At 45.5% G+C, this 19,128-nt stretch carries 21 protein-coding genes; 4 read left to right on the top strand and 17 right to left on the bottom strand.

Features of this window, described 5'->3' with window-relative positions:
- From RWS24_RS09695 to gla, 7 genes are all read right to left on the bottom strand, one after another.
- On the bottom strand, positions 1–560 hold a 560-nt coding region (locus tag RWS24_RS09695; RefSeq protein WP_399553776.1), incomplete at its 3' end, for a mevalonate kinase.
- Complete coding sequence (gene mvaD, locus RWS24_RS09690) at positions 550–1,497, bottom strand: diphosphomevalonate decarboxylase (protein ID WP_314367001.1); 948 nt, start codon at positions 1,495–1,497, stop codon at positions 550–552. The genes RWS24_RS09695 and mvaD, both read right to left, overlap by 11 nt.
- Entirely contained in the window at positions 1,479–2,357 is an 879-nt protein-coding gene (gene mvk / locus RWS24_RS09685; RefSeq protein ID WP_314366999.1) for a mevalonate kinase, read from the bottom strand. The genes mvaD and mvk overlap by 19 nt, the downstream gene beginning before the upstream one ends.
- Positions 2,358–2,507: 150 nt before the next feature.
- Positions 2,508–3,443 (bottom strand): serine hydrolase domain-containing protein, encoded by a 936-nt coding sequence (locus RWS24_RS09680; protein WP_314366996.1) that lies wholly within the window; start codon positions 3,441–3,443, stop codon positions 2,508–2,510.
- On the bottom strand, positions 3,440–4,174 hold the full coding sequence (locus tag RWS24_RS09675) for a CppA N-terminal domain-containing protein (protein ID WP_314366994.1): 735 nt from the start codon (positions 4,172–4,174) through the stop codon (positions 3,440–3,442). The genes RWS24_RS09680 and RWS24_RS09675 overlap by 4 nt, the downstream gene beginning before the upstream one ends.
- A 95-nt stretch (positions 4,175–4,269) precedes the next feature.
- Positions 4,270–5,553 (bottom strand): DUF308 domain-containing protein, encoded by a 1,284-nt coding sequence (locus RWS24_RS09670; RefSeq protein WP_314366991.1) that lies wholly within the window; start codon positions 5,551–5,553, stop codon positions 4,270–4,272.
- Between the two features lie 63 nt (positions 5,554–5,616).
- A complete protein-coding gene (gene gla, locus RWS24_RS09665; protein WP_011836437.1) occupies positions 5,617–6,522 on the bottom strand; it encodes an aquaglyceroporin Gla in 906 nt (301 codons plus the stop codon).
- 104 nt (positions 6,523–6,626) lie between these two features.
- Between gla and RWS24_RS09660 the strand changes: the two genes are divergently transcribed.
- Positions 6,627–8,915: a Xaa-Pro dipeptidyl-peptidase gene (locus tag RWS24_RS09660; protein ID WP_314366986.1), complete on the top strand. Its 2,289-nt coding sequence runs from the start codon at positions 6,627–6,629 to the stop codon at positions 8,913–8,915.
- 38 nt (positions 8,916–8,953) lie between these two features.
- Here RWS24_RS09660 and RWS24_RS09655 read toward each other — a convergent pair whose 3' ends face one another.
- On the bottom strand, positions 8,954–9,367 hold the full coding sequence (locus RWS24_RS09655) for a hypothetical protein (protein WP_002919722.1): 414 nt from the start codon (positions 9,365–9,367) through the stop codon (positions 8,954–8,956).
- 169 nt (positions 9,368–9,536) lie between these two features.
- Here RWS24_RS09655 and RWS24_RS09650 point away from each other — a divergent pair, with 169 nt between their 5' ends.
- Entirely contained in the window at positions 9,537–9,836 is a 300-nt protein-coding gene (locus RWS24_RS09650; RefSeq protein ID WP_002919734.1) for a YbaB/EbfC family nucleoid-associated protein, read from the top strand.
- 116 nt (positions 9,837–9,952) lie between these two features.
- On the opposite strand, the gene RWS24_RS09645 is transcribed toward RWS24_RS09650, so the two are convergent.
- Entirely contained in the window at positions 9,953–11,707 is a 1,755-nt protein-coding gene (locus RWS24_RS09645; protein WP_314366983.1) for a glycerophosphodiester phosphodiesterase, read from the bottom strand.
- A gap of 90 nt (positions 11,708–11,797) precedes the next feature.
- Positions 11,798–12,292: a DUF536 domain-containing protein gene (locus tag RWS24_RS09640; RefSeq protein WP_002896624.1), complete on the bottom strand. Its 495-nt coding sequence runs from the start codon at positions 12,290–12,292 to the stop codon at positions 11,798–11,800.
- A 295-nt stretch (positions 12,293–12,587) separates the two neighbouring features.
- On the opposite strand from RWS24_RS09640, the gene RWS24_RS09635 reads away from it, so the two are divergent.
- Together RWS24_RS09635 and RWS24_RS09630 are read left to right on the top strand one after the other, a co-directional pair.
- A complete protein-coding gene (locus tag RWS24_RS09635) occupies positions 12,588–13,763 on the top strand; it encodes an NAD(P)/FAD-dependent oxidoreductase (RefSeq protein ID WP_314366978.1) in 1,176 nt (391 codons plus the stop codon).
- 44 nt (positions 13,764–13,807) lie between these two features.
- Entirely contained in the window at positions 13,808–14,263 is a 456-nt protein-coding gene (locus RWS24_RS09630; RefSeq protein WP_311154785.1) for an 8-oxo-dGTP diphosphatase, read from the top strand.
- Positions 14,264–14,294: 31 nt separating this feature from the next.
- Here the strand turns inward: RWS24_RS09630 and RWS24_RS09625 are convergent, their stop codons facing one another.
- From RWS24_RS09625 to tsaB, 7 genes are all read right to left on the bottom strand, one after another.
- Positions 14,295–15,035: a MerR family transcriptional regulator gene (locus RWS24_RS09625; protein WP_314366975.1), complete on the bottom strand. Its 741-nt coding sequence runs from the start codon at positions 15,033–15,035 to the stop codon at positions 14,295–14,297.
- A 105-nt stretch (positions 15,036–15,140) separates the two neighbouring features.
- Entirely contained in the window at positions 15,141–15,887 is a 747-nt protein-coding gene (locus RWS24_RS09620; RefSeq protein WP_314366972.1) for a class I SAM-dependent methyltransferase, read from the bottom strand.
- Positions 15,888–16,008: 121 nt separating this feature from the next.
- Positions 16,009–16,347 carry an AzlD domain-containing protein gene (locus RWS24_RS09615; RefSeq protein ID WP_314366970.1) on the bottom strand — a complete coding sequence of 113 codons (339 nt, stop codon included), beginning with the start codon at positions 16,345–16,347 and terminating at the stop codon, positions 16,009–16,011.
- Positions 16,337–17,032 (bottom strand): AzlC family ABC transporter permease, encoded by a 696-nt coding sequence (locus RWS24_RS09610; RefSeq protein WP_268701051.1) that lies wholly within the window; start codon positions 17,030–17,032, stop codon positions 16,337–16,339. Before RWS24_RS09610 ends, RWS24_RS09615 begins: the two co-directional genes overlap by 11 nt.
- Positions 17,033–17,041: 9 nt before the next feature.
- Positions 17,042–18,052 carry a tRNA (adenosine(37)-N6)-threonylcarbamoyltransferase complex transferase subunit TsaD gene (gene tsaD / locus RWS24_RS09605; RefSeq protein WP_314366965.1) on the bottom strand — a complete coding sequence of 337 codons (1,011 nt, stop codon included), beginning with the start codon at positions 18,050–18,052 and terminating at the stop codon, positions 17,042–17,044.
- Positions 18,042–18,494 carry a ribosomal protein S18-alanine N-acetyltransferase gene (rimI, locus tag RWS24_RS09600; protein ID WP_314366963.1) on the bottom strand — a complete coding sequence of 151 codons (453 nt, stop codon included), beginning with the start codon at positions 18,492–18,494 and terminating at the stop codon, positions 18,042–18,044. The genes tsaD and rimI overlap by 11 nt, the downstream gene beginning before the upstream one ends.
- Positions 18,491–19,128: tRNA (adenosine(37)-N6)-threonylcarbamoyltransferase complex dimerization subunit type 1 TsaB (gene tsaB, locus RWS24_RS09595; RefSeq protein ID WP_314366961.1), on the bottom strand; the 638-nt coding region annotated here is incomplete at its 5' end. The genes tsaB and rimI, both read right to left, overlap by 4 nt.

The following is a 19,128-nucleotide window of genomic DNA, read 5'->3' as shown; positions in this document are numbered from 1 at the left end:
GCTAGTAATTGCTGTAAATCAACTTTGTCCATGCGCTTGCGGACCAGCTCTCTATCAAAAGATCGGTAATAAATCAGATCTTCATAGACAATGCAGGCTAGATCTCCCATGGAGCCATTGTCTCCGCACTTGAGGAGGACGTAGGAAGCCAGCTTAAAGAGCAGCTTCGGCTCTAGGTCCAGCTCGTAAAGTGCTGCCATAGCCTTGAGAGTTAGAACAACAACACTACCGCTGGAGCCAATCCCGAACTTCTTGCCATCTTTTTCCATCTTGCCGCTAATCTTCAGAGAAAAAGGCTGAAGTTGGTAGCCTAAGGTCAGCAAATAAGCGTTCATAACTGCTACCGTCTCCTGAATCAAGGCATAATCAGGATCTGGCTCTAGGTTAGCACTATGACCAAACATATCTGATGTCAAGCGATAGGCAGAGGCTGTCTGGATTTCTCCCGTCATATAGATAGGAATGGCCTTGATAATGGCCGGCTGACCGGCCGTCACCACTGCATATTCACCCGCCAGATAGAGCTTGCCGCAGGTTTGGACTCTTGCACTAGCTTTCATCTGACAAGTCCTTTGTTTTGGAGACGATAAGCCGGTAGTCCTTCTCAAAAATGGCCACCAAATGGTCTAAGTCTTCCTCCAAGCAGAGCACCTTGACATTTGGCCCCGCGTCCATGGTAAAATAGCAACGTTCGCCCTGGTCCCGCAGCTTTCTGACAGCATCCATAGCCTGGTAAGACTCCTCTGTCAGATAAGAAAAGGGCGGATAAGCTTTTTCTGTCGTGGCATGCATCCGAAGAGCATTTTCTTCCGTCAGATGACCAACCTTGGCAAAATCATTGTCCTGCAAATAGCCAAGCATGGCCTGATAATCCAAGGCAGACTGGGCAATCCAATCGGGGAAAATCGTGGAAGTTTTAGCACAGAGCTCCATACCGTCGCGGCTGGAAATAGGCTTTTTCTCATCGTGCAGAACCAGCATAATCATGGCTAGTTTCAAATCCGTCTTGACTGGATAGATGGCCCCACTGTCCTTATCCCAGGCCGCTAGCGGACCAAAGAAAGACCGAGCAGAGGACCCTGAAGCAAACTTGGCCAGCTGAGCCAGCTCTTGCGTCTGATAGCCCGTCTGAAAATAAGCATTGCAGGCCTTGACGAGGGCAGACAGACCGCTGGAGCTGGAAGACAGACCCGCTGCAGTCGGCATATTATTGCTGGTATCAACGCGGACAAAACCATCTTCTGGAGAGCGGAAACGGTCAATTATCTTACTGATTTTGGCATGTTCTGCCGGACTTTGCAGCTGACCGTCAATATAAAACTCATCTCCAGTCGCTGTATCCGGCAAAGGACTCAGCTGGGTCTCGGTATACATATTTTCCAGTGTCAGCGAGATACTGCTGGTAGACGGAATCATCTTTTCTGCATCTTTCTTCCCCCAATATTTGACAATTGCAATATTGGCATAGGATTTGACACTTACAGGCTTTCGATCCATGTATTAATGGCCCCTTTCTCTCTCAATAAGGCGGCTAAGGCCTCCGCCTGATTTTTTTCTCCTACAAGAGCAATGACACAGCCGCCCAGGCCACCGCCGCTCATTTTAGCACCCAAAGCTCCATTTTCAAGAGCTGCCGCTACCAACTCATCCGCTTTCTGGCAAGACACTCCTAGCTTGGCTAACTTCTCATGAGCCTTGGTCATAGCTTGCCCCATTGTCATCAGGTCCTTGATAGAAATGGCCTTCTCAAGGATTTTCGTTAAATTCCCCAATTCCTGAAGCAAAGGCAGAGCCTTTTGACCCTGACTTTCTACAGCACGGATAGCTTCGCGGGTATGACCGTGAATACCAGTATCTGCAATGACTAAAAAGGCATCCAGATTTAGCTCAATCTCGCTGAAACCGAAATTGCGGATGAACTTAATAGCTACATCGCTAAGGCAGGTCTTGGCATCAAGGCCACTGGGATTCATATGGGCAATCATCTCTGCCCGATTGGCTAGAATCTCCAATGTTTGGTCATCCAGTTCTTCCTCAAAGTAGTCAAAGACCGCCCGAATAGCTGCAATACTAACCGCGGCTGAAGACCCCATTCCCCTCTTCTCAGGGACCATGGACTCCACCTGACAGCGAATCTTAGCCCCTTGCCGACCGAGATGTTCTAGACAGGCAAAAACAGCCATAGACAGCGTATCCTCGGCGTAGAGGGTCCAGGCCCGCTCAGACGGAAAGACCTGACAGGTCACTTCAATGCGATTAAGAGGCAGGGAAATGGCCGGATAGCCATAGACAACCGAATGCTCTCCCATTAAAATAATTTTACTATGTGCCTTGCCGACACCGATTTCTTTTGTCATAGTCTTCTCTTATCTGTAGATTCTCTCTATCTTATTTTAATATACTTTGGCAAAAAAAGCGATTTTTATTAAGAGAAAATCACTGGGGCTAGAGACCGATATTTATATAGGCAGACATGATAAAACTCCGGAGCTTGCAGCCGGAGTCTTTTAAAGTTCTATTCTTATCAGGTCCATCAGCTGGTTACGATCCAAGATCCATTGAGCCCGCTCGTCCTTTTCATAGGTCCGGTTGGATAGGAAAATAGCCGCCTTTTGCTCCTTGCGATTATACATGATAAAGGTTCCCGTGTAGCCAGTATGATCCAGCCAGCTGCCCTCCAGATTCCAGGCTAGACTTCGTCTTTTGCCTGGCTCCTTGGAAAAATTCTGGGTCAGATTGGCCGCAAAGTCATCCTGCAGATAATGTTCCAGAAATATTTCCAAATCCTTGAGAGTTGAAAATAAGCCAGCACTGCCAGCATGGACACCCAGTACACGCGCCTTGGGGTCATGAACCTGACCATCCTTGACACCGCGAACGGTCGGCACAGCTCCTGAAACTGGTCCAAAACCAGTCTCAGCCAGACCCCAAGGCCGGAAAATCTGACTTTGAAAAATCTGATCCAAAGCCTGACCATAGATCTCTTCAAACATAAAGCCCAAGAGCAGAAAATTCACATCCGTATAGCGGAAGGTCCTATCTTCAAGCACCGTCAAATGATTGAGCGCTGCTTTCAACTCCGCAGCTGTCAGCTGGTCACGATTGGGAATAAAGGGATCCAACCCCGACGTGTGGGTCAAGAGCTGACGCAAGTTCACATCTTCTCGATGGAAGGCCGGATAATAATCCTGCAAAGGCAAATCCAGCTCCAGCTTGCCCTGCTCATACAAAAAGGCTGCCAGAGTACCAACTCCGACCACCTTGCTGACGCTAGCCAAGTCATAGACCAAACCAGCTTGAGTGGCCTTTTTTTCTTGCGGATCAGCTAGACCAAAGTAGAATTCCTGCCACTGGCCAGCTTGATACAAGGCCAGACTAGCACCGGGATAGACACCGTCTTTCAGCTGTTCTTTGATTTTATTGATGATTTTTTCTAGAGTCATGCTTCAAACCACAATTCAATCTTGCTAGAATCCTGACTCAGCAGGAACTTATCTGACTTAGGTACAAAGACCTCGCGTCCTTCAAAGACAGGACGCAGAGAAGCTGTTTCTAAACGATTGACCTGAGCTTTGAGCATGGTCAAGTCCCAAGTTAGGGCATTGTCTGCCTGCAAGTCTTGTCCCTCTGCTTCTGTAAAGGTCAGAAAATCCAGCGCATTTTCAATCTTGCTGTAAAATTCTTGGGCTGCATTGGCATCAGGCACACAAATTTCTACCGTCTCTATCTCAAATTGGCTAAGACCGATGAAGTCCTCTTGCTTTTCAAATTCAGGCGCCGCCGTGACTTCTTGCAGACTTGCTCTATTCTCTTCTGCATGCAGGAGAACTAGGTCGCCTTCTGGCGACAGGGCTTCAAAAGCATAGCCTTTCTCTCCTTGATACAGCTTTGTCCAAGCAGGCTTTTGAGCCAATAGAGACTCGATTTCTTTAGCATCTGCAACCTTGACAACGATTCTGGCTAATTTTTTAGGGCCTTTAACTCGCCGCGACCGCATACTGGGCGATTCTTCCAACTGCAGTTTCTCAGTCTTAGTCTGATCTCCCAAAGACAAAATAGCAGCTTCCTCTAAAAGGGCCTTCATGCCCAGCCGTTTTACAAAAAACTCTTGATTTAAATGACGATTATTGATTTTTAATACAGGGATAATTCTAATAATATGATTCGCGCTCATAATTCCTCCAAACCATTTTATTGTAATGGATTTTCATCTTTTTGACAAGAAATTATGCGCAAATAAACAATTTTTAAAACAAGAAGACCTTGGATTTATTGGTAAACGGTCTGAGCAATGACCAAGCCTCTAGCGGACTCAAACTCGTACTGCAGATAGGACTGGTAGGTACCGGGCGCGATAATCCCGCGAATATCCAGAATATCTGTCCCTGCCTGCCCAATAATCGAATCTGCTAGCAGGCAACAGTTGGTCGACAGGACAAAATACGTCTTGAAACGACTGGTTTTAAACTTATATAGCTGCGCTCCTAGTTCATGCTTCAACTTGTAGGAGTATGTTGGCTGGCCATTTTTCAGTTCCGCTGGCGGCTCCCATTCTACCAACAGCTGATCAATTTCAGCCAGGCGCTTCTCAACCGCCTCCTTCTCCTTATCCGTCAAAGCCAAAGAATAACCAAAAAGTGTTTTCTTGCTTTCTTTTTTGCAAAGCTCAATATAGGCGTCTTTAGGAACCTTGAAGAGAACACCATCTCCAATCATGCCCTTGCATCGCTCAGAAAAAACATCATAGCTGCCATAAGAAATCACTTGTCCCTGATAACAAATATCTACATGACCAATGGCCCCTAATAAACTTGTCTTTGAAGTATGGACCAAGACCTCTAAGTCTGCCTTTTTCTCTCCATTCTTAACAAGACTATAAACATTTTTACGATCAGAAGCTGTATCTCCCTGAATCAATCGATTAAAGTGTTCCAGATTTTCTACCGGAATAAAGGCTGCAAAAATAATAGGGAGGTTAATACGAATTTGCCTACGCAGCCGATGTTTTTCACGGTCATTATCAAAAAAGAGGCCATCCCGGATATTGGACATTCCCAGCATCATCAAATAGATTCCCAAAATCAAAAACTGCAAGTGTCCGTCAGTCGCAGGCGAAAGAATACTGGTCAGCCCAATCCCAACATATAGAACGGCATCAAATAGATAGCGCAAACCTCCCTTGACATGATTTTGCCGATAAAGCAGATAGGTCATTCCGTAAATACCGGCACTCAAGAGCTGGTAGCTACCCAAACTGATAATCACGATATTGACAGGCACATCACTGATTCGGTTGAGCCAGCTGATACCCATAGCGACTGCAATCTGAAGCAGACTATGCCAGACAGCTCCTTCTTTCTTGCGCGTAAAAACATGAAGAACAATATTTACCAAGCCAACAACCGTCAGATAAAGCGAAATAAAATCGAAGGCCAGCTGGGTAAATCCGAAGCCATTGACAATGATAATCAGGCCGAAAATAAGGGCTAAAAAACCAAAGAGTAAGGTTCTGCGGCCACTGACCTTATGAAATTTTGACACTTGCATCTCCATCTTTGCCTCCTCTATCGTTCGAAAAAAGAGCTGGGGAAATCCCCCAACTCTGATCTTATGTGTTTATCCGTAGATTGTTTTAAACAAGAGGACTGCTGTGATACCTGCAAGAATCGGTGCCACAACTGGAACCCAAGAATACCACCATTTTGAATCCCCCTTGTGTTTGCCCAAAACAGATTCTGGCAGGATGAAGTGGAGGATACGAGGTCCAAGGTCACGAGCTGGGTTCAGTCCTGGTCCTGTAGGGCCTCCCAGTGAGGTTACCAAAGCCATTACCAAGAAACCAAGTGCCAAGTGAGCGACTGAAAGACTACCAACTTGGAATGGTGCAACTTGGTCTTTAGCCTGAGATATTGCAGCAGCAATCTGTTCTTTAGGAACTGAAGTCCCTTGTGCTGCCATCTGAGCAGCTTGCGAATTGATAGTTGCTTCAGCTTTGCTCAACAATTCTGCTCCAAAGAAGTTCTTGGTCAAGCCCATAGCAGCAAAGAAAAGAACAAAAGAACCAACAAATTCATTGATAAAACCATTGAACAAGGCTGCTTTACGTGATTCAGGCGTGCCATGGTCTAGACTAGAGATGGTAGAGAAAGTACCCAAAATATTATTAGGATTTTCTGTTCCCAAATAGTAAGGACGGTGGGTCGCAACGACTAAAGCCTGTCCGAAGATAGCTCCCAAAATCTGCGCTGCAATGTATGGTGCAACCTGTGCCCAAGGGAAATAACCACTGACAGCAAGTCCCAAAGTAAAGGCAGGGTTGATATGGTTACCGGACACATTACCAAACATCAAAGCTGGAATCATAACCCCCATACCGTAACCGACAGCGATGACTAACCAACCGCTCTGATGTCCCTTGGTTCCTTTTAATTCAACATTGGCAACAGCTCCGTTCCCCAAGACAATGAGGATAGCTGTTCCTAAAAATTCTGTGGCGTATTTAACGACCCATTCGAAATCCATTTAGTGATACTCCTTAAATATTTTTTAGACAAAGTCTATTTTATCAAGTATAATGGATAATGTAAAGGTCATTTTTTATAAAAATAAGAAAAAGAGGGAAGAATATGCGTTTTAATCAGTATAGTTATGCAAAAACGAAACGGGAAAATATGTTGACAGAATTAGCGGAATTAGGCTTTTTTTATGACAGCAATCGCTCTGATAAGGAAAATCTTGAAGATTTTCTCCGCACCAGCTTTTTCACTTATAAAAATACAGATTATCCCTTAAAATCCTGGGCTGCTGACAGCCAAACAGACCTGCTGAGCTTTTTCCAGTCTGACAGAGAACTGACAGCTCCTATCTTTTACACTGTGGCTTTTCAGCTGCTTGAATTCACGCCTTTCATTGATTTTACAGATGTTGAGGCCTTTCGCAAAGAAACAGGATTTCCCATTACATTTGGAGACTTGTTGGAAAATCTCTACCAGCTGCTCAACACTCGGACAAAAAATGGTAATTTGCTGATTGATAAGCTAGTCAGCGAGGGTTTGATTCCTGAGGACAATACCCACCACTACTTCAACGGTAAGAGCTTGGCAACCTTTTCCAGCCATGATGCTATCCGAGAGGTGGTTTATGTGGAATCACGCGTGGATACTGATCAAGACGGTCGTCCGGACCTCATCAAGGTCAGCATCATTCGGCCCCGCTATCAAGGACAAATTCCTGCAGTTATGACCGCTTCTCCTTATCATCAAGGAACCAATGACCCCGCCAGTGACAAGTCTCTCCATGATATGAATGTGGACTTAGTAAAAAAAGAACCTCATCAAATCATAGTACAAGATCCTGAGCTCAAATTGCTCCAACTGGATTCGCTAGCTCCAGTTCAAGAAGTCTCTGAAGCCGAGGAAAAATTAGGCCATATCGGCACCTACACGCTCAATGATTACTTGCTGCCCCGCGGCTTTGCCAATCTCTATGTGTCTGGTGTAGGAACTAAAGACTCTGAAGGACTGATGACCAGCGGCGACTATCAGCAGATCGAGGCTTATAAGAACGTTATTGACTGGCTCAACGGTCGCTGCCGAGCCTTCACCGACCACACTCGCCAACGGGAAATCAAGGCCACCTGGTCCAACGGAAAAGTGGCTACGACCGGTATCTCCTATCTGGGCACCATGTCCAACGGTCTAGCTACGACTGGTGTAGATGGACTGGAAGTCATCATCGTTGAAGCTGGGATTTCTTCTTGGTACAACTACTACCGCGAAAACGGCCTTGTCACAAGTCCTGGCGGCTATCCAGGAGAGGATTTTGAATCCTTGACCGAACTGACCTACTCCCGCAACCTAAGGGCTGGTGACTACCTGCGTCATAATGATACTTATCAGCAAAGCCTAGAGCAACAGCGCAAAGACCTAGACCGGCAAACCGGAGATTACAATCAATTTTGGCATGACCGCAACTACCTGCTCCACGCAGATAAGGTCAAAGCTGAAGTCGTCTTCACCCATGGCTCTCAAGACTGGAATGTCAAGCCCCTCCATGTCTATAATATGTTTCGAGCCTTACCGCCCCACATCAAAAAGCACCTCTTCTTCCACAATGGTGCCCATGTTTACATGAACAACTGGCAGTCCATCGACTTCCGTGAGTCTATCAATGCTCTGCTGAGCAAAAAACTGCTGGGATGTGAATCAAACTTCGAACTGCCAACAGTCATCTGGCAGGACAACAACCAAGCTCAAAACTGGCTGACCTTGGAAGACTTCGGTGGACAAGAGCAGAATCTTCATCTCCAACTAGGTCAAGACTGCCAATCTATCCAAAATCAATACCCAGAAGAAGACTATAATCGTTTTGCTAAAAACTACCAAAGCTTTAAAACTGAGCTTTTTGAAGATAAGGTCAACCAGATTACTCTGGACTGGACCTTGGAAAAGGACCTCTTTCTCAACGGAGCGAGCCAGCTCAATCTTCGCCTCAAATCCAGCACTGATAAAGGACTGATTTCTGCTCAATTGCTGGACTTCGGACCAGCTAAACGCCTCACACCAATTCCTACGCCTATTGAGCCTAGAGTCATGGATAACGGCCGCTACTATATGCTGGACAATCTGGTTGAACTCCCCCATACTGAAACGCCTCATCGCGTTATCACCAAAGGCTTCATCAACCTGCAAAACCGGACCAACCTACTGACAGTCGAAGAAGTCACTCCTGATCAATGGCTAGAATTCTCCTTTAAACTGCAACCAACCATCTATAAAATGAAAAAAGGCGACCAACTGCGCCTCGTCCTCTACACTACAGACTTTGAGCATACCGTTCGTGATAAGACCGACTATCAGCTGACGGTAGACTTGGAGCAATCTAGTCTGGATTTGCCGACTATGACATTACTTTAATAAAACCTAAAAGACGCTGAAATTCAGCGCCTTTTCTTTTATCGTAGATTGAGATATTTCTCTGCATATTTTTTATAATCTGGCTTTTCCTTGCGGTTCATAGCAAAGAGCATACTGCCTGTGAGATAGTCATCGTCTGAATCAGGAATTAACATAATAGCAGTGTTTTTATCTTTCTCAGGAAAGACGATAGAAAATGTTCCGCCATTATCTTTCCGAGTCAGGCCATAATAACTCACTCCATTCTTAAAACCAACTGCATTTTGAGTGTACTCATACTCTTCTTCGTTGACAATGATAGTCTTGTCTTTTATTTCAATGGTCTTTTGTTCACCGCTAGCATCCTGTACATTCCATTTTCCCTGAATTTTTGGGCTGCCGCTGCAGCCAATTAGGATGAAGAGAGATGAGAGGACTACCAACAGCAAACCTTTTATCTTCTTATTTTTCAAGTTGTCTTCTCCTTGATATATAGATTCATGACCATTCTACTATAAATGCTAAATTTTTGTCAAACCTCTTAGAAATGTTCTTCTTGCCACTTTTTCAAAAAATGATATAATTTGAAGAGTGAAGATTACCAAGGGCTCAGCCCTTATTAGAGAAAGGAAAGAAAATCTTATGATGAACATGCAAAGCATGATGAAGCAAGCGCAAAAGCTTCAAAAGCAAATGGAAAAAGGCCAAGCGGAACTGGCTGCAACAGAATTTACCGGCAAATCAGCCCAAGATTTAGTCGTTGCTAAACTGACTGGCGATAAAAAGGTAGTCAGCATTGACTTCAATCCAGCTGTTGTGGATCCTGAAGATTTAGAAACTCTGTCAGAGATGACTGCGCAAGCCCTGAATCACGCGCTGGCTCAGATTGATGATGCTACTCAGAAGAAAATGGGCGCTTTCGCAGGCAAATTGCCATTTTAAGCAAGATAAATAACCTTCCAACTTGACTAAACATAAGTCAAGCAATACTCGAACCAGCAAAAAAGACTGAAAAATCTCAGTCTTTTTTGATTTATAGTCGTTTTCTCACTAGTCAACTACACAAAATTAAGCAAATCTGCTGCCTTACTCATCAAAAGCAGGGCATAGTCGGGATTGTTCTGCAGTTCCTTGATAGAGCTCTGCACCAGCTCCAAATCATCAGTTATCATGCCATCAACACCCAAGCGGAAGGATTTGCCAATGCTGTCTGCATCATTGATAGTCCAGTCATAGAGCTGCTTATCCGTCGTCCAAAGCTTATCGACAAAGTTTTCATCGAGAGTCGAGTACTCCATCGTATAGCCAGAAGCCTGTGTCCGTGGGAAAATAGTATTGTAGGGCAGGATAAAGAAGGTCGGTATGCTCTTATCATACTGGACTGTCTTGTCAATAACCTGATAGTCCAAAGACTGAATCTGGTGGCCATAAACCTTGATATTGGCTCCGTATTGACTCAGAAAACGGTCCATCATATCGTCTGAGTCCAAGCTGCTGGTCTTGATTTCTATCAAGAGTCTCTGGCCCATCTGATTAGCCCGTTTGAAATATGCATCAAAGCTGGAAATTTGGGCAGCGTGTCCATTTTCTGAAATATCTAAAGCCGTCAGCTCTTTCAGAGTCAGCTCTTGCGGCCTGGCATCAACGCCGGCCAAAGCTTTTAGATTGGCATCGTGCATCATGACAAACTGGCCATCCTTGGTCTCCTGAACATCCATTTCGATATAGTCTGGCTTGAGCAGAGCTGTCTTCTCAAGCGACTCAACTGTATTCTGGACACCATTTCCCTGCGAAACTCCACGATGCGAGATGGTCAGAGGGACGTTTTCCAAGGGCAGATTGAGATAGACAAAGCCTTCAAGGGCAAAGACAGAGCTAGTGACCAAAAGGATAAACCAGCGCATGAGAGGCAGGCCTTTTCTGTAGCGGTATTCAGACAGCTTACTGTCTGTCAGAAAAGCCACAAACTTAATCAGAAAGTAGGCTACCATAAAGTAATAAGCCAGCTTGATGAGGCAGTAATTGACAACCGCTGCTGTCAAGGCTATCTGATTGGACTGGCCATCCGCATACTGCTGCAACACTAAAATCGGAATGCTGCTTAAAAGAAAGAAGAGAAAGCTCTTAGCCAGTATCCAAAAGAGCTGCCAAGTATAGCGAATCAGGTGCCCCTTGGTCTTCTCCAAACTATACCTAATCGCATCTCGTAGGCGGAAATGCTCAAAAAAGAGCTTTGGCAGGGCAAACATCAGGCGGACAGCTATCAAAAAAAGCAGAAAACCTAAAGCATAGATTGATAATTTCATCCATAAGGCCGTCTTGAGATAGGTCACGATAAATTCTGGAATCAGAATTTTATTCAAATAGTAGATTTTGAGAATTTGCCGCAGGAAGGGAAAGATAAAGCCCATATACAGTGCAATAAAGAGGACCTTGCTGGGTCGGGCGTAGCGAATCAGCGAGCCGCTGTCTTTGAAACTTTTCTTAATAAACTGAAAGGCGCTGCGTTCTTCCTCGTCCAGAAGATTGCGGAGACCCATAAATATCAGTCCAATCTGAAAATAAGCGACAAAGAGATTAGCTGCAAAAAGCGCTAGAAAGGCTAAGCCAACCCAGACATTTGAAGTCAGAACCTTCAGGGCATTCGTATAAGACAAGAAGAGGTAGCCTGTCTGCTTGAGCAGAGTCTCTGCTGCAAAGGAGTTGAAAGGCACCCAAGCCAGCTCCATGAGCATAAAGACTGTGAAAAAGAGCAACAAAATTTTATCAAGATTACGATAGAGACGTAAAAGCCCTAGTCTTTGTGATTTCATTTTCTTCCTTTATGTTGTGAATAATACAAAACTTGCTAAAAAGCGATTCTTATTTAAAACAAGGTTGAGACAGATGTCCCAACCTTATTTTTATTTTCCAAATAAACGTGCCCAGAAGCCCTTGCTTTCCTGCTCCTGCACCTTTTCCTTGGCTTCATCCAACTCCAACAGCAAGGTTTCACGCTCGTTCATAGCCTTAGCTGTTAGCTGCTGCTGCTGGTCCAACTGCTTGTCCTTTTCAGCAATCTGGACATCCTTGATGCGTAGCTGCTCATCTTTCTTAGCCAGCTGGCTGTCCTTGGCCTTAAGCTGCTCATAGAGACGCACAATCTCAGCATTTTTTTCGTCCACCAAGATTTCCATCAGCTCGCGTTGCTTCACATCTTCGCTGACAGGTTCATCTTCAAAAATAGTTTTCTTATAAATCTCTTCCAGCTTAATCAAGCCGCTGCGGGTCACCACCGTGACTCCTTTTTCATTCTTTTCCGTATCTTCTGGCGGCAGTGCCTTGACACGATTGTTAATCGCCTGGCGGCTAACTCCAAGAATCTCGGCTAACTCGCTGACTGTCTTTTCAATTGCCATAATTTCCTCAAAAACTTTTTCTAGTTTGTAGATACCTAAATCTTATCATATCAAGCCTTAACTGTCAAATTTCACAATATTTTTTGAGCCTGACTCCTATCTTTTCAGCCCCTTTTTGTGATACAATGAGACAAATTAGTTTAGTAAGAAAAATAAAAAATATTGAATGTAGAAACCTCGAGATTTCTAGTTTCATTCTTCCAAGAGGGGCGGTAAGGCTGCAAAAAGGATACTCAGCTAGGAAGTGCAAGATCTTCGACTGATAACGCCCCCTCTCCACGAAAGGAAAAGATACATGAACCATTTCGACACAATCATCATCGGCGGAGGACCGGCTGGCATGATGGCTGCCATTTCCAGTTCTTTCTACGGACAGAAGACCTTGCTCCTCGAGAAAAATAAACGACTGGGCAAGAAACTAGCTGGTACAGGCGGCGGGCGCTGCAATGTGACCAACAACGGAAACCTAGATGACCTCATGGCCGGTATTCCGGGCAACGGGCGCTTTCTTTACAGCGTCTTTTCTCAGTTTGACAACCATGATATCATCAACTTTTTTACAAAGAACGGCGTCAAACTCAAGGTCGAAGACCACGGCCGTGTTTTCCCAGCGACAGACAAGTCCCGCACCATTATCGAAGCTTTGGAAAAGAAAATTGCAGAGCTGGGTGGCACTGTCATCACCAATACTGAAATCGTCTCCGTTAAAAAATCCGACGACCTTTTCACTGTCAGATCCAGCGACCAGACTTGGACCTGCCAGAAATTGATTGTGACGACTGGCGGCAAGTCCTACCCTTCAACTGGTTCGACAGGTTTTGGACACGATATTGCTCGACACTTCAAGCACACCGTGACCGACCTAGAAGCCGCTGAAAGTCCGCTTCTGACTGACTTTCCTCACAAAGCACTTCAGGGGATTTCGCTGGACGATGTGACCCTCAGCTATGGCAAGCATGTCATCACCCACGACCTGCTCTTTACCCACTTTGGCCTATCAGGTCCGGCAGCCCTGCGCTTGTCTAGCTTTGTCAAGGGCGGTGAAACCATCTATCTGGACCTTTTGCCACAGATGAGTCAGCAGGCTCTGGCGGATTTTTTAGAAGAACATCGGGAAAAATCCCTGAAGAACTGCCTGAAAATTCTCCTGCCCGAGCGAATGGCAGACTTTTTTGCCCAACCCTTTCCCGAGAAAGTCAAACAACTCAATCTCAGTGAAAAAGAGGCTCTCATCAAACAAATCAAAGAACTGCCCATCCCTGTCACTGGCAAAATGTCCCTGGCCAAGTCCTTTGTAACCAAGGGTGGCGTCAGCCTCAAAGAAATCAATCCCAAAACTCTGGAAAGCAAACTCGTTCCCGGCCTCCACTTTGCTGGAGAGGTCCTAGACATCAATGCCCACACGGGTGGTTTCAACATCACATCTGCCCTCTGCACCGGCTGGGTGGCAGGGAGCTTGCATTATGAGTGATTGTTTAGATTCCACCATTCATCTCAAACAAAAGGAAGAAACAAATGAATCGACTGGAAAATGTAGAATTCGTCAATATGTGCATGATTTATGACGGAGAAAAAGTTCTCGTCCAAGAACGAGTGAAGTCTGACTGGCCAGGCATCACTTTTCCTGGCGGGCATGTAGAGCGTGGAGAATCTTTTACCGATGCAGTTATCAGAGAAGTAAAAGAAGAAACTGGATTAACCATATCCAAGCCTCAACTTTGCGGCATAAAGGATTGGTATGATGATAAAGATTTTCGTTATGTCGTCCTGCTCTATAAGACAAAGCACTATTCTGGTGTGCTGCAATCCTCAGATGAAGGAAAGGTCTGGTGGGAAGATTTTAAAAATCTGTCCCATTTAAAGCTGGCAACCAGTGACATGTCTGATATGCTACGTGTTTTTTTAGAAGACGATTTAAGTGAATTCTTTTACTATAAAGACGGTGACGACTGGCTTTATGACTTGAAGTAGAATAAAATAGGCTAGGAAATTCCTAGCCTATTTATTTCGCAATTGTCTGCACATAAGCAGCAATCACATCTGCTGTGTACTGGGCAGTGCCTGGTCCAAATTGATCGATATTCTTCTTGAATTCTGGATTGTGGACATAGCCTTGGCCGATGTGAGCAAAGACTTGCAGTGAGCAGTCAAAGCCGTAAGTGCGAATGGCTTGTAAGAGACGCGCTGCCTGCTCCTGATTTTCTGTTGCCTCAACTGGCAAGCCTTGTTGCATATTCTCTGCCAGACTTTGAAAAACTTGATTGAAGGCTGCGGCAGATTCTTCTTCCCGTCCATTTTGACGAACCAATGCTTCCGCCATGACTTCTTGACCGTATTCTTCGACGGCTTCTTGATGGTATTTTTGATTGTCTTCGTAGGTAAAGCCTACGAATTTTTCTTTCATTGTCATCTTTCTTTCTCCTTTTTCTTCTTGGATGGTTTTTTGTAAGGTGGAAATCAAGGTATCCAAGCGGTCTCTTTCCCGCTGCAAATACTCTAACTGCCTAACCAGATGCGGCAATAAGGCCTGATCGTCCTGACTCAGCAGCTCTGCTATTTTCTCCAAAGAAAAACCCAGATACTTATAGTAAAGGATGACCTGCAACCGCTCTAAATCAGCTTGGCTGTATGTCCGATAGCCATTTTCTGATTTGGCGGGTACTAAAAGTCCGATTTTGTCGTAATGATGCAGGGTTTTGACCGAGACTCCCGAAAGCTGCGCAGCTTCTTTTATATGGTACATGATAGACCTCCTTACCACTATAGTATAAGCCCTGACCAAAGGTCAGGGTCAAGCTTTTTTAGAAAATTTTTTAAACCGTCTTAGAGTTTCCAAAGCTGCAAGTATTTATTTACGAGAAACCATAGCAATAAAGCCCAGTTTTTCCTGATTTTTTTGGAACATCTTAAACATCTTCATAAATTGACTGTAGTTTTCTTTCTTAAGGGCATTAAAGCAGATTTTCAGTGTGCCGCCCAGTCCTTCGTCATAAATCATACCTCGAAGACTCATCAAGGTCATTTCGCCGACAAAGGTGTCTACACGGACAAAAGCATGAGAACGTGCCAGCTGAATCCAAGAACCTTCTGTCAGAGGACCAACATTGACATTAATCGCACGAGATAGCTCTTCCCGGACATTCTCATCTCTTTGTTTGAGCATGACGTCGTGGGTAAGGAGCACTCCGCCTGGCTTCAGCACCCGGTAGTACTCATCCATACATTTGGCCTTCCCCTTATCCGTCTGCATGGTCAGCATGGCTTCATTAATAACGATATCAAAAGAATTGTCATCATAAGGCAGCTTCATGGCATTAGCCTGCTCAAATGTGACGAGCTCACCAACACCAGCCTTGTCTCCATTAAGCTTAGCCTGAGCCAGCGCAGCCTTATCCAAATCAACTGCAGTAATCTGGCAGCCATATGTTTTAGCTAGCTCAATCGTTGTGGTCCCCATATTGCAGGCGACTTCTAGAACTTTCTTGTCGCTGGAAAACTGTCCCTGCTCAATCAGCCAGTCTGTTGCCAGCTTACCACCTGGACGAAGACGTTTCTTTCCTAATTTTGCTAAAAATTTATGACCTGCTTCTGCCATTTCCGAACCTCCATGATTTTGATTGCTTCCATTATAGCATAAAATATTATATTTTCAGATAATTCTTAGAATTTAGCAAAAAAAGACCGAATCGACCGATTCAATCTGTCTTGTGTCTTCTTTACAAGCCAAGAAATCCAGCTAGATAGCGTAGCAAGGCCACCAAGACTACGCCAAATACAACAGTTGCAATCAAGTTTTTATACTTAAAAGCCAAATAGCTAGTCGGAAAAACGGCTATTAAATCCAGCCATTTAAAGCTTGGCAGCTGACCTGTTTTAGCATTGGTGACACTGGATAAGATGAGGGCAAAGATAATGGAAACTGGCAAATATTTGAGGAAACGCTCTGCCATAGGCGGAAGACCCTTGTACTTGACTAGGATAAAGGGCAAAATCCGCGGAATCCAAGTGACCAGGGCTGACAAAAGAATAGCCAGCAAAATATATTTACTTATCATCCAAAAGCACCCCCACTGTACAGCCTAGCAAGGTTGCAAAAAGCACCGCCAACGAATTTTGAAGCAGCATGGTCAGGAGCAAGTAGGCAAGACCCACCACGCCCAAGACCAAAAAGAGCTTCTTTATCTTGACCCGGCGCAGCATGATTGTAAACTGAGAAGAGAAAATGCCAATAAACATGGCGACTAGGGCAAAGTCCAGGCCGAAATTCTCAGGATTGGGCAGAAGGGCACCGAGGGCAGTTCCCAAAATAGTTCCCAAAATCCAAGCAGTATAACTCATGAAATTGTTACCCATCATCCAGCTAGCAGCGATTTCCTCTATATGTGCCCGCTCTCCCATTAAGACTCCATAAGATTCATCCGTCAAAAAAGAGCCAATGACAATATTCTGCATCAAGCTAGACTTACGAAAAAGAGTTGATGCATGCAGACAGAGCAAAAGATGCCGGATATTAATAAGAAAAACAGTCAATGCGATGGCCAAGACCGGCGCCTGCTGGGCAAATAAACCAATCATGGCAAACTGGGCACTGCCTGCATAAACCAGAATACTCATCAGCCCCATCTCCAAGGGATTCATATAGGGCGCCGCCATGATGCCGCAGGCTAGACCAATCCCAATATAGCCCAGAGCCGTTGGCACCGCCGCTTGTGCCCCTTGTTTAAATGTCTGTCCTCGCATTCTTCTCCTTTACTCCATGGTTTCAAAAGCCAGACTTGGCTTAGCATTGAGGTCCAAACTGGCAAAATTCTCTTTGTTCCACTCACTGACACTGGCATAGGCAATCATACCAGCATTGTCACCGCAAAGGCGCAGAGGCGGAATGATCACCCTAATATCCTGAATCTCAGCAGCCAAGCGTTCTCTCAGGCCTTGATTAGCCGCAACACCGCCCGCCACGACTAGGGTCTTGACTGGATATTTCTCCAGTGCCTTCTTAGTCTTGGCCATGAGAATATCCATGACCGCCGCCTGAAAGCTAGCAGACAAGTCTTGATTAGACAAGTCTTCTCCCTTTTGCTGGGCATTATGGTGCAGGTTGATAAAGGCCGACTTGAGACCAGAAAAAGAAAATTCCAGATTGTCTTCCTTAATCATGGCCCGCGGAAAATCATAAATATCCTGTCCCTCATGAGCCAGCTGATCAATCTCTCGGCCTGCTGGATAGGTCAGCCCCATGACTCGACCGACCTTATCATAGGCTTCACCGACCGCATCATCTCGAGTTTCCCCCACAATCTTATAGTCACCAGCCTGACTGACATAGACCAGCTCGGTATGGCCGCCACTGACTAAGAGAGCCAGCAAGGGAAATTCCAAGGGCTCCACACTCTGGGCTGCCATCAGGTGTCCAGCCATGTGATTGACTGGAATCAAGGGAATATCATGAGCCCAAGCAAAAGACTTGGCCGCTGCCAAGCCGACCAGAAGCGCCCCAACCAGACCAGGACCGTAGGTAACGGCCACCGATGTAACTTGCTCCTCACTAATCCCTGCTTCTGCCAAGGCCTCCTCAATGCAAACCGTAATGACCTCCACATGGTGACGGCTGGCCACTTCCGGTACCACTCCGCCAAAACGTTTGTGACTCTCAATCTGGCTGGCAATGACATTGCTCAAAAGCTCAGTCTCATTCTTCAGAACCGCCACACTGGTCTCATCGCAAGATGTCTCAAAAGCTAAAATATATCTATCTTTCATGGATTTCTCTTTTCATGACAATCGCATCTTCCATCGGCGCATGGTAGTAGGCCTTCCGCCGCGCGATTTCTTTAAATTTTTCTTTTTTGTAAAATAGCAGAGCTGGCTTGTTGGACTCCCTCACTTCGAGGAAAATTTCTTTGTCTGCTGGCAAAAAGTCAAACAAGGCTGTCGCGATTTTCTGTCCCTGATAGCTAGGCAATACAGCAATCTGCAGGACTTCCGCTTCAAAGTCTGTCTCCTGCCAGACTAAAAAGCCGACAAGCCGATTCTCATCTTCTGCCAGCGCACAACTGTTCACATCCGAATGCAGAACCTCTTCCAATTGACCCACAGTCCAAGGGCTGACCTCATAGACTGCAAGCAAGAGCTGTTCCAGCTCTTCTGGCAGAACTGCCGCGTCCACATCCGAGTTAGCGCTCCATTTTCTCATCTCAATCATAGGCGCTGAATGTAAGAATCGCTGGATTCCTGATGGGTCTTGAGCCAATTTTCCTCAGCCTCTACCCGCTTGAGGTAGTTAGGGACAAAATCATGAATAGACTGGGCTGGCAGATCTAAACCGAGACGACCAATAGCTGCTGCGTCTGGTAAGGTCGGCTGAATGGCAGCCTGAGGAAGAGCCGCTTCAATCTGCTCCGTAAAAGCTGCCGTTTCTCCGACAAAGGTGACTGATTGGTTAGCAGCGCCAGCCATTTCCAAAACCTCTGCCAAAGGCAGATGGGCTTCCGGCCGTACAGCCTGACCAGACTGGTAAAAGCCTGCATAGACATTATTGCGGCGGGCATCCATGATGGGAATGACCAAGCCTTCTACCTGCTCTGGGACTAAAGCCAGCAGACTAGACACACCGACCAGCTCAATCTTGAGGGTATGCGCCAGAGTCTTGGCTGTCGCCACCGCAATTCTCAGACCTGTGTAACTTCCTGGACCCTGCGCAACAGCGATACGATCCAAATCCGTCGGTTTCATGTCCAGACTATTCATCAGAAAATCGATAGCTGGCATAAGGGTAATGCTATGGTTTTTCTTTATATTTAAAGTCATCTGCGCCAGCAAGGTCTCGTCCTCTAAAA

This window comes from uncultured Streptococcus sp. (assembly GCF_963528215.1).
GTDB lineage: Bacteria > Bacillota > Bacilli > Lactobacillales > Streptococcaceae > Streptococcus.
Note: the sequence above shows the minus strand (reverse complement) of the source record. Positions and strands in the feature narration are given on the sequence as shown.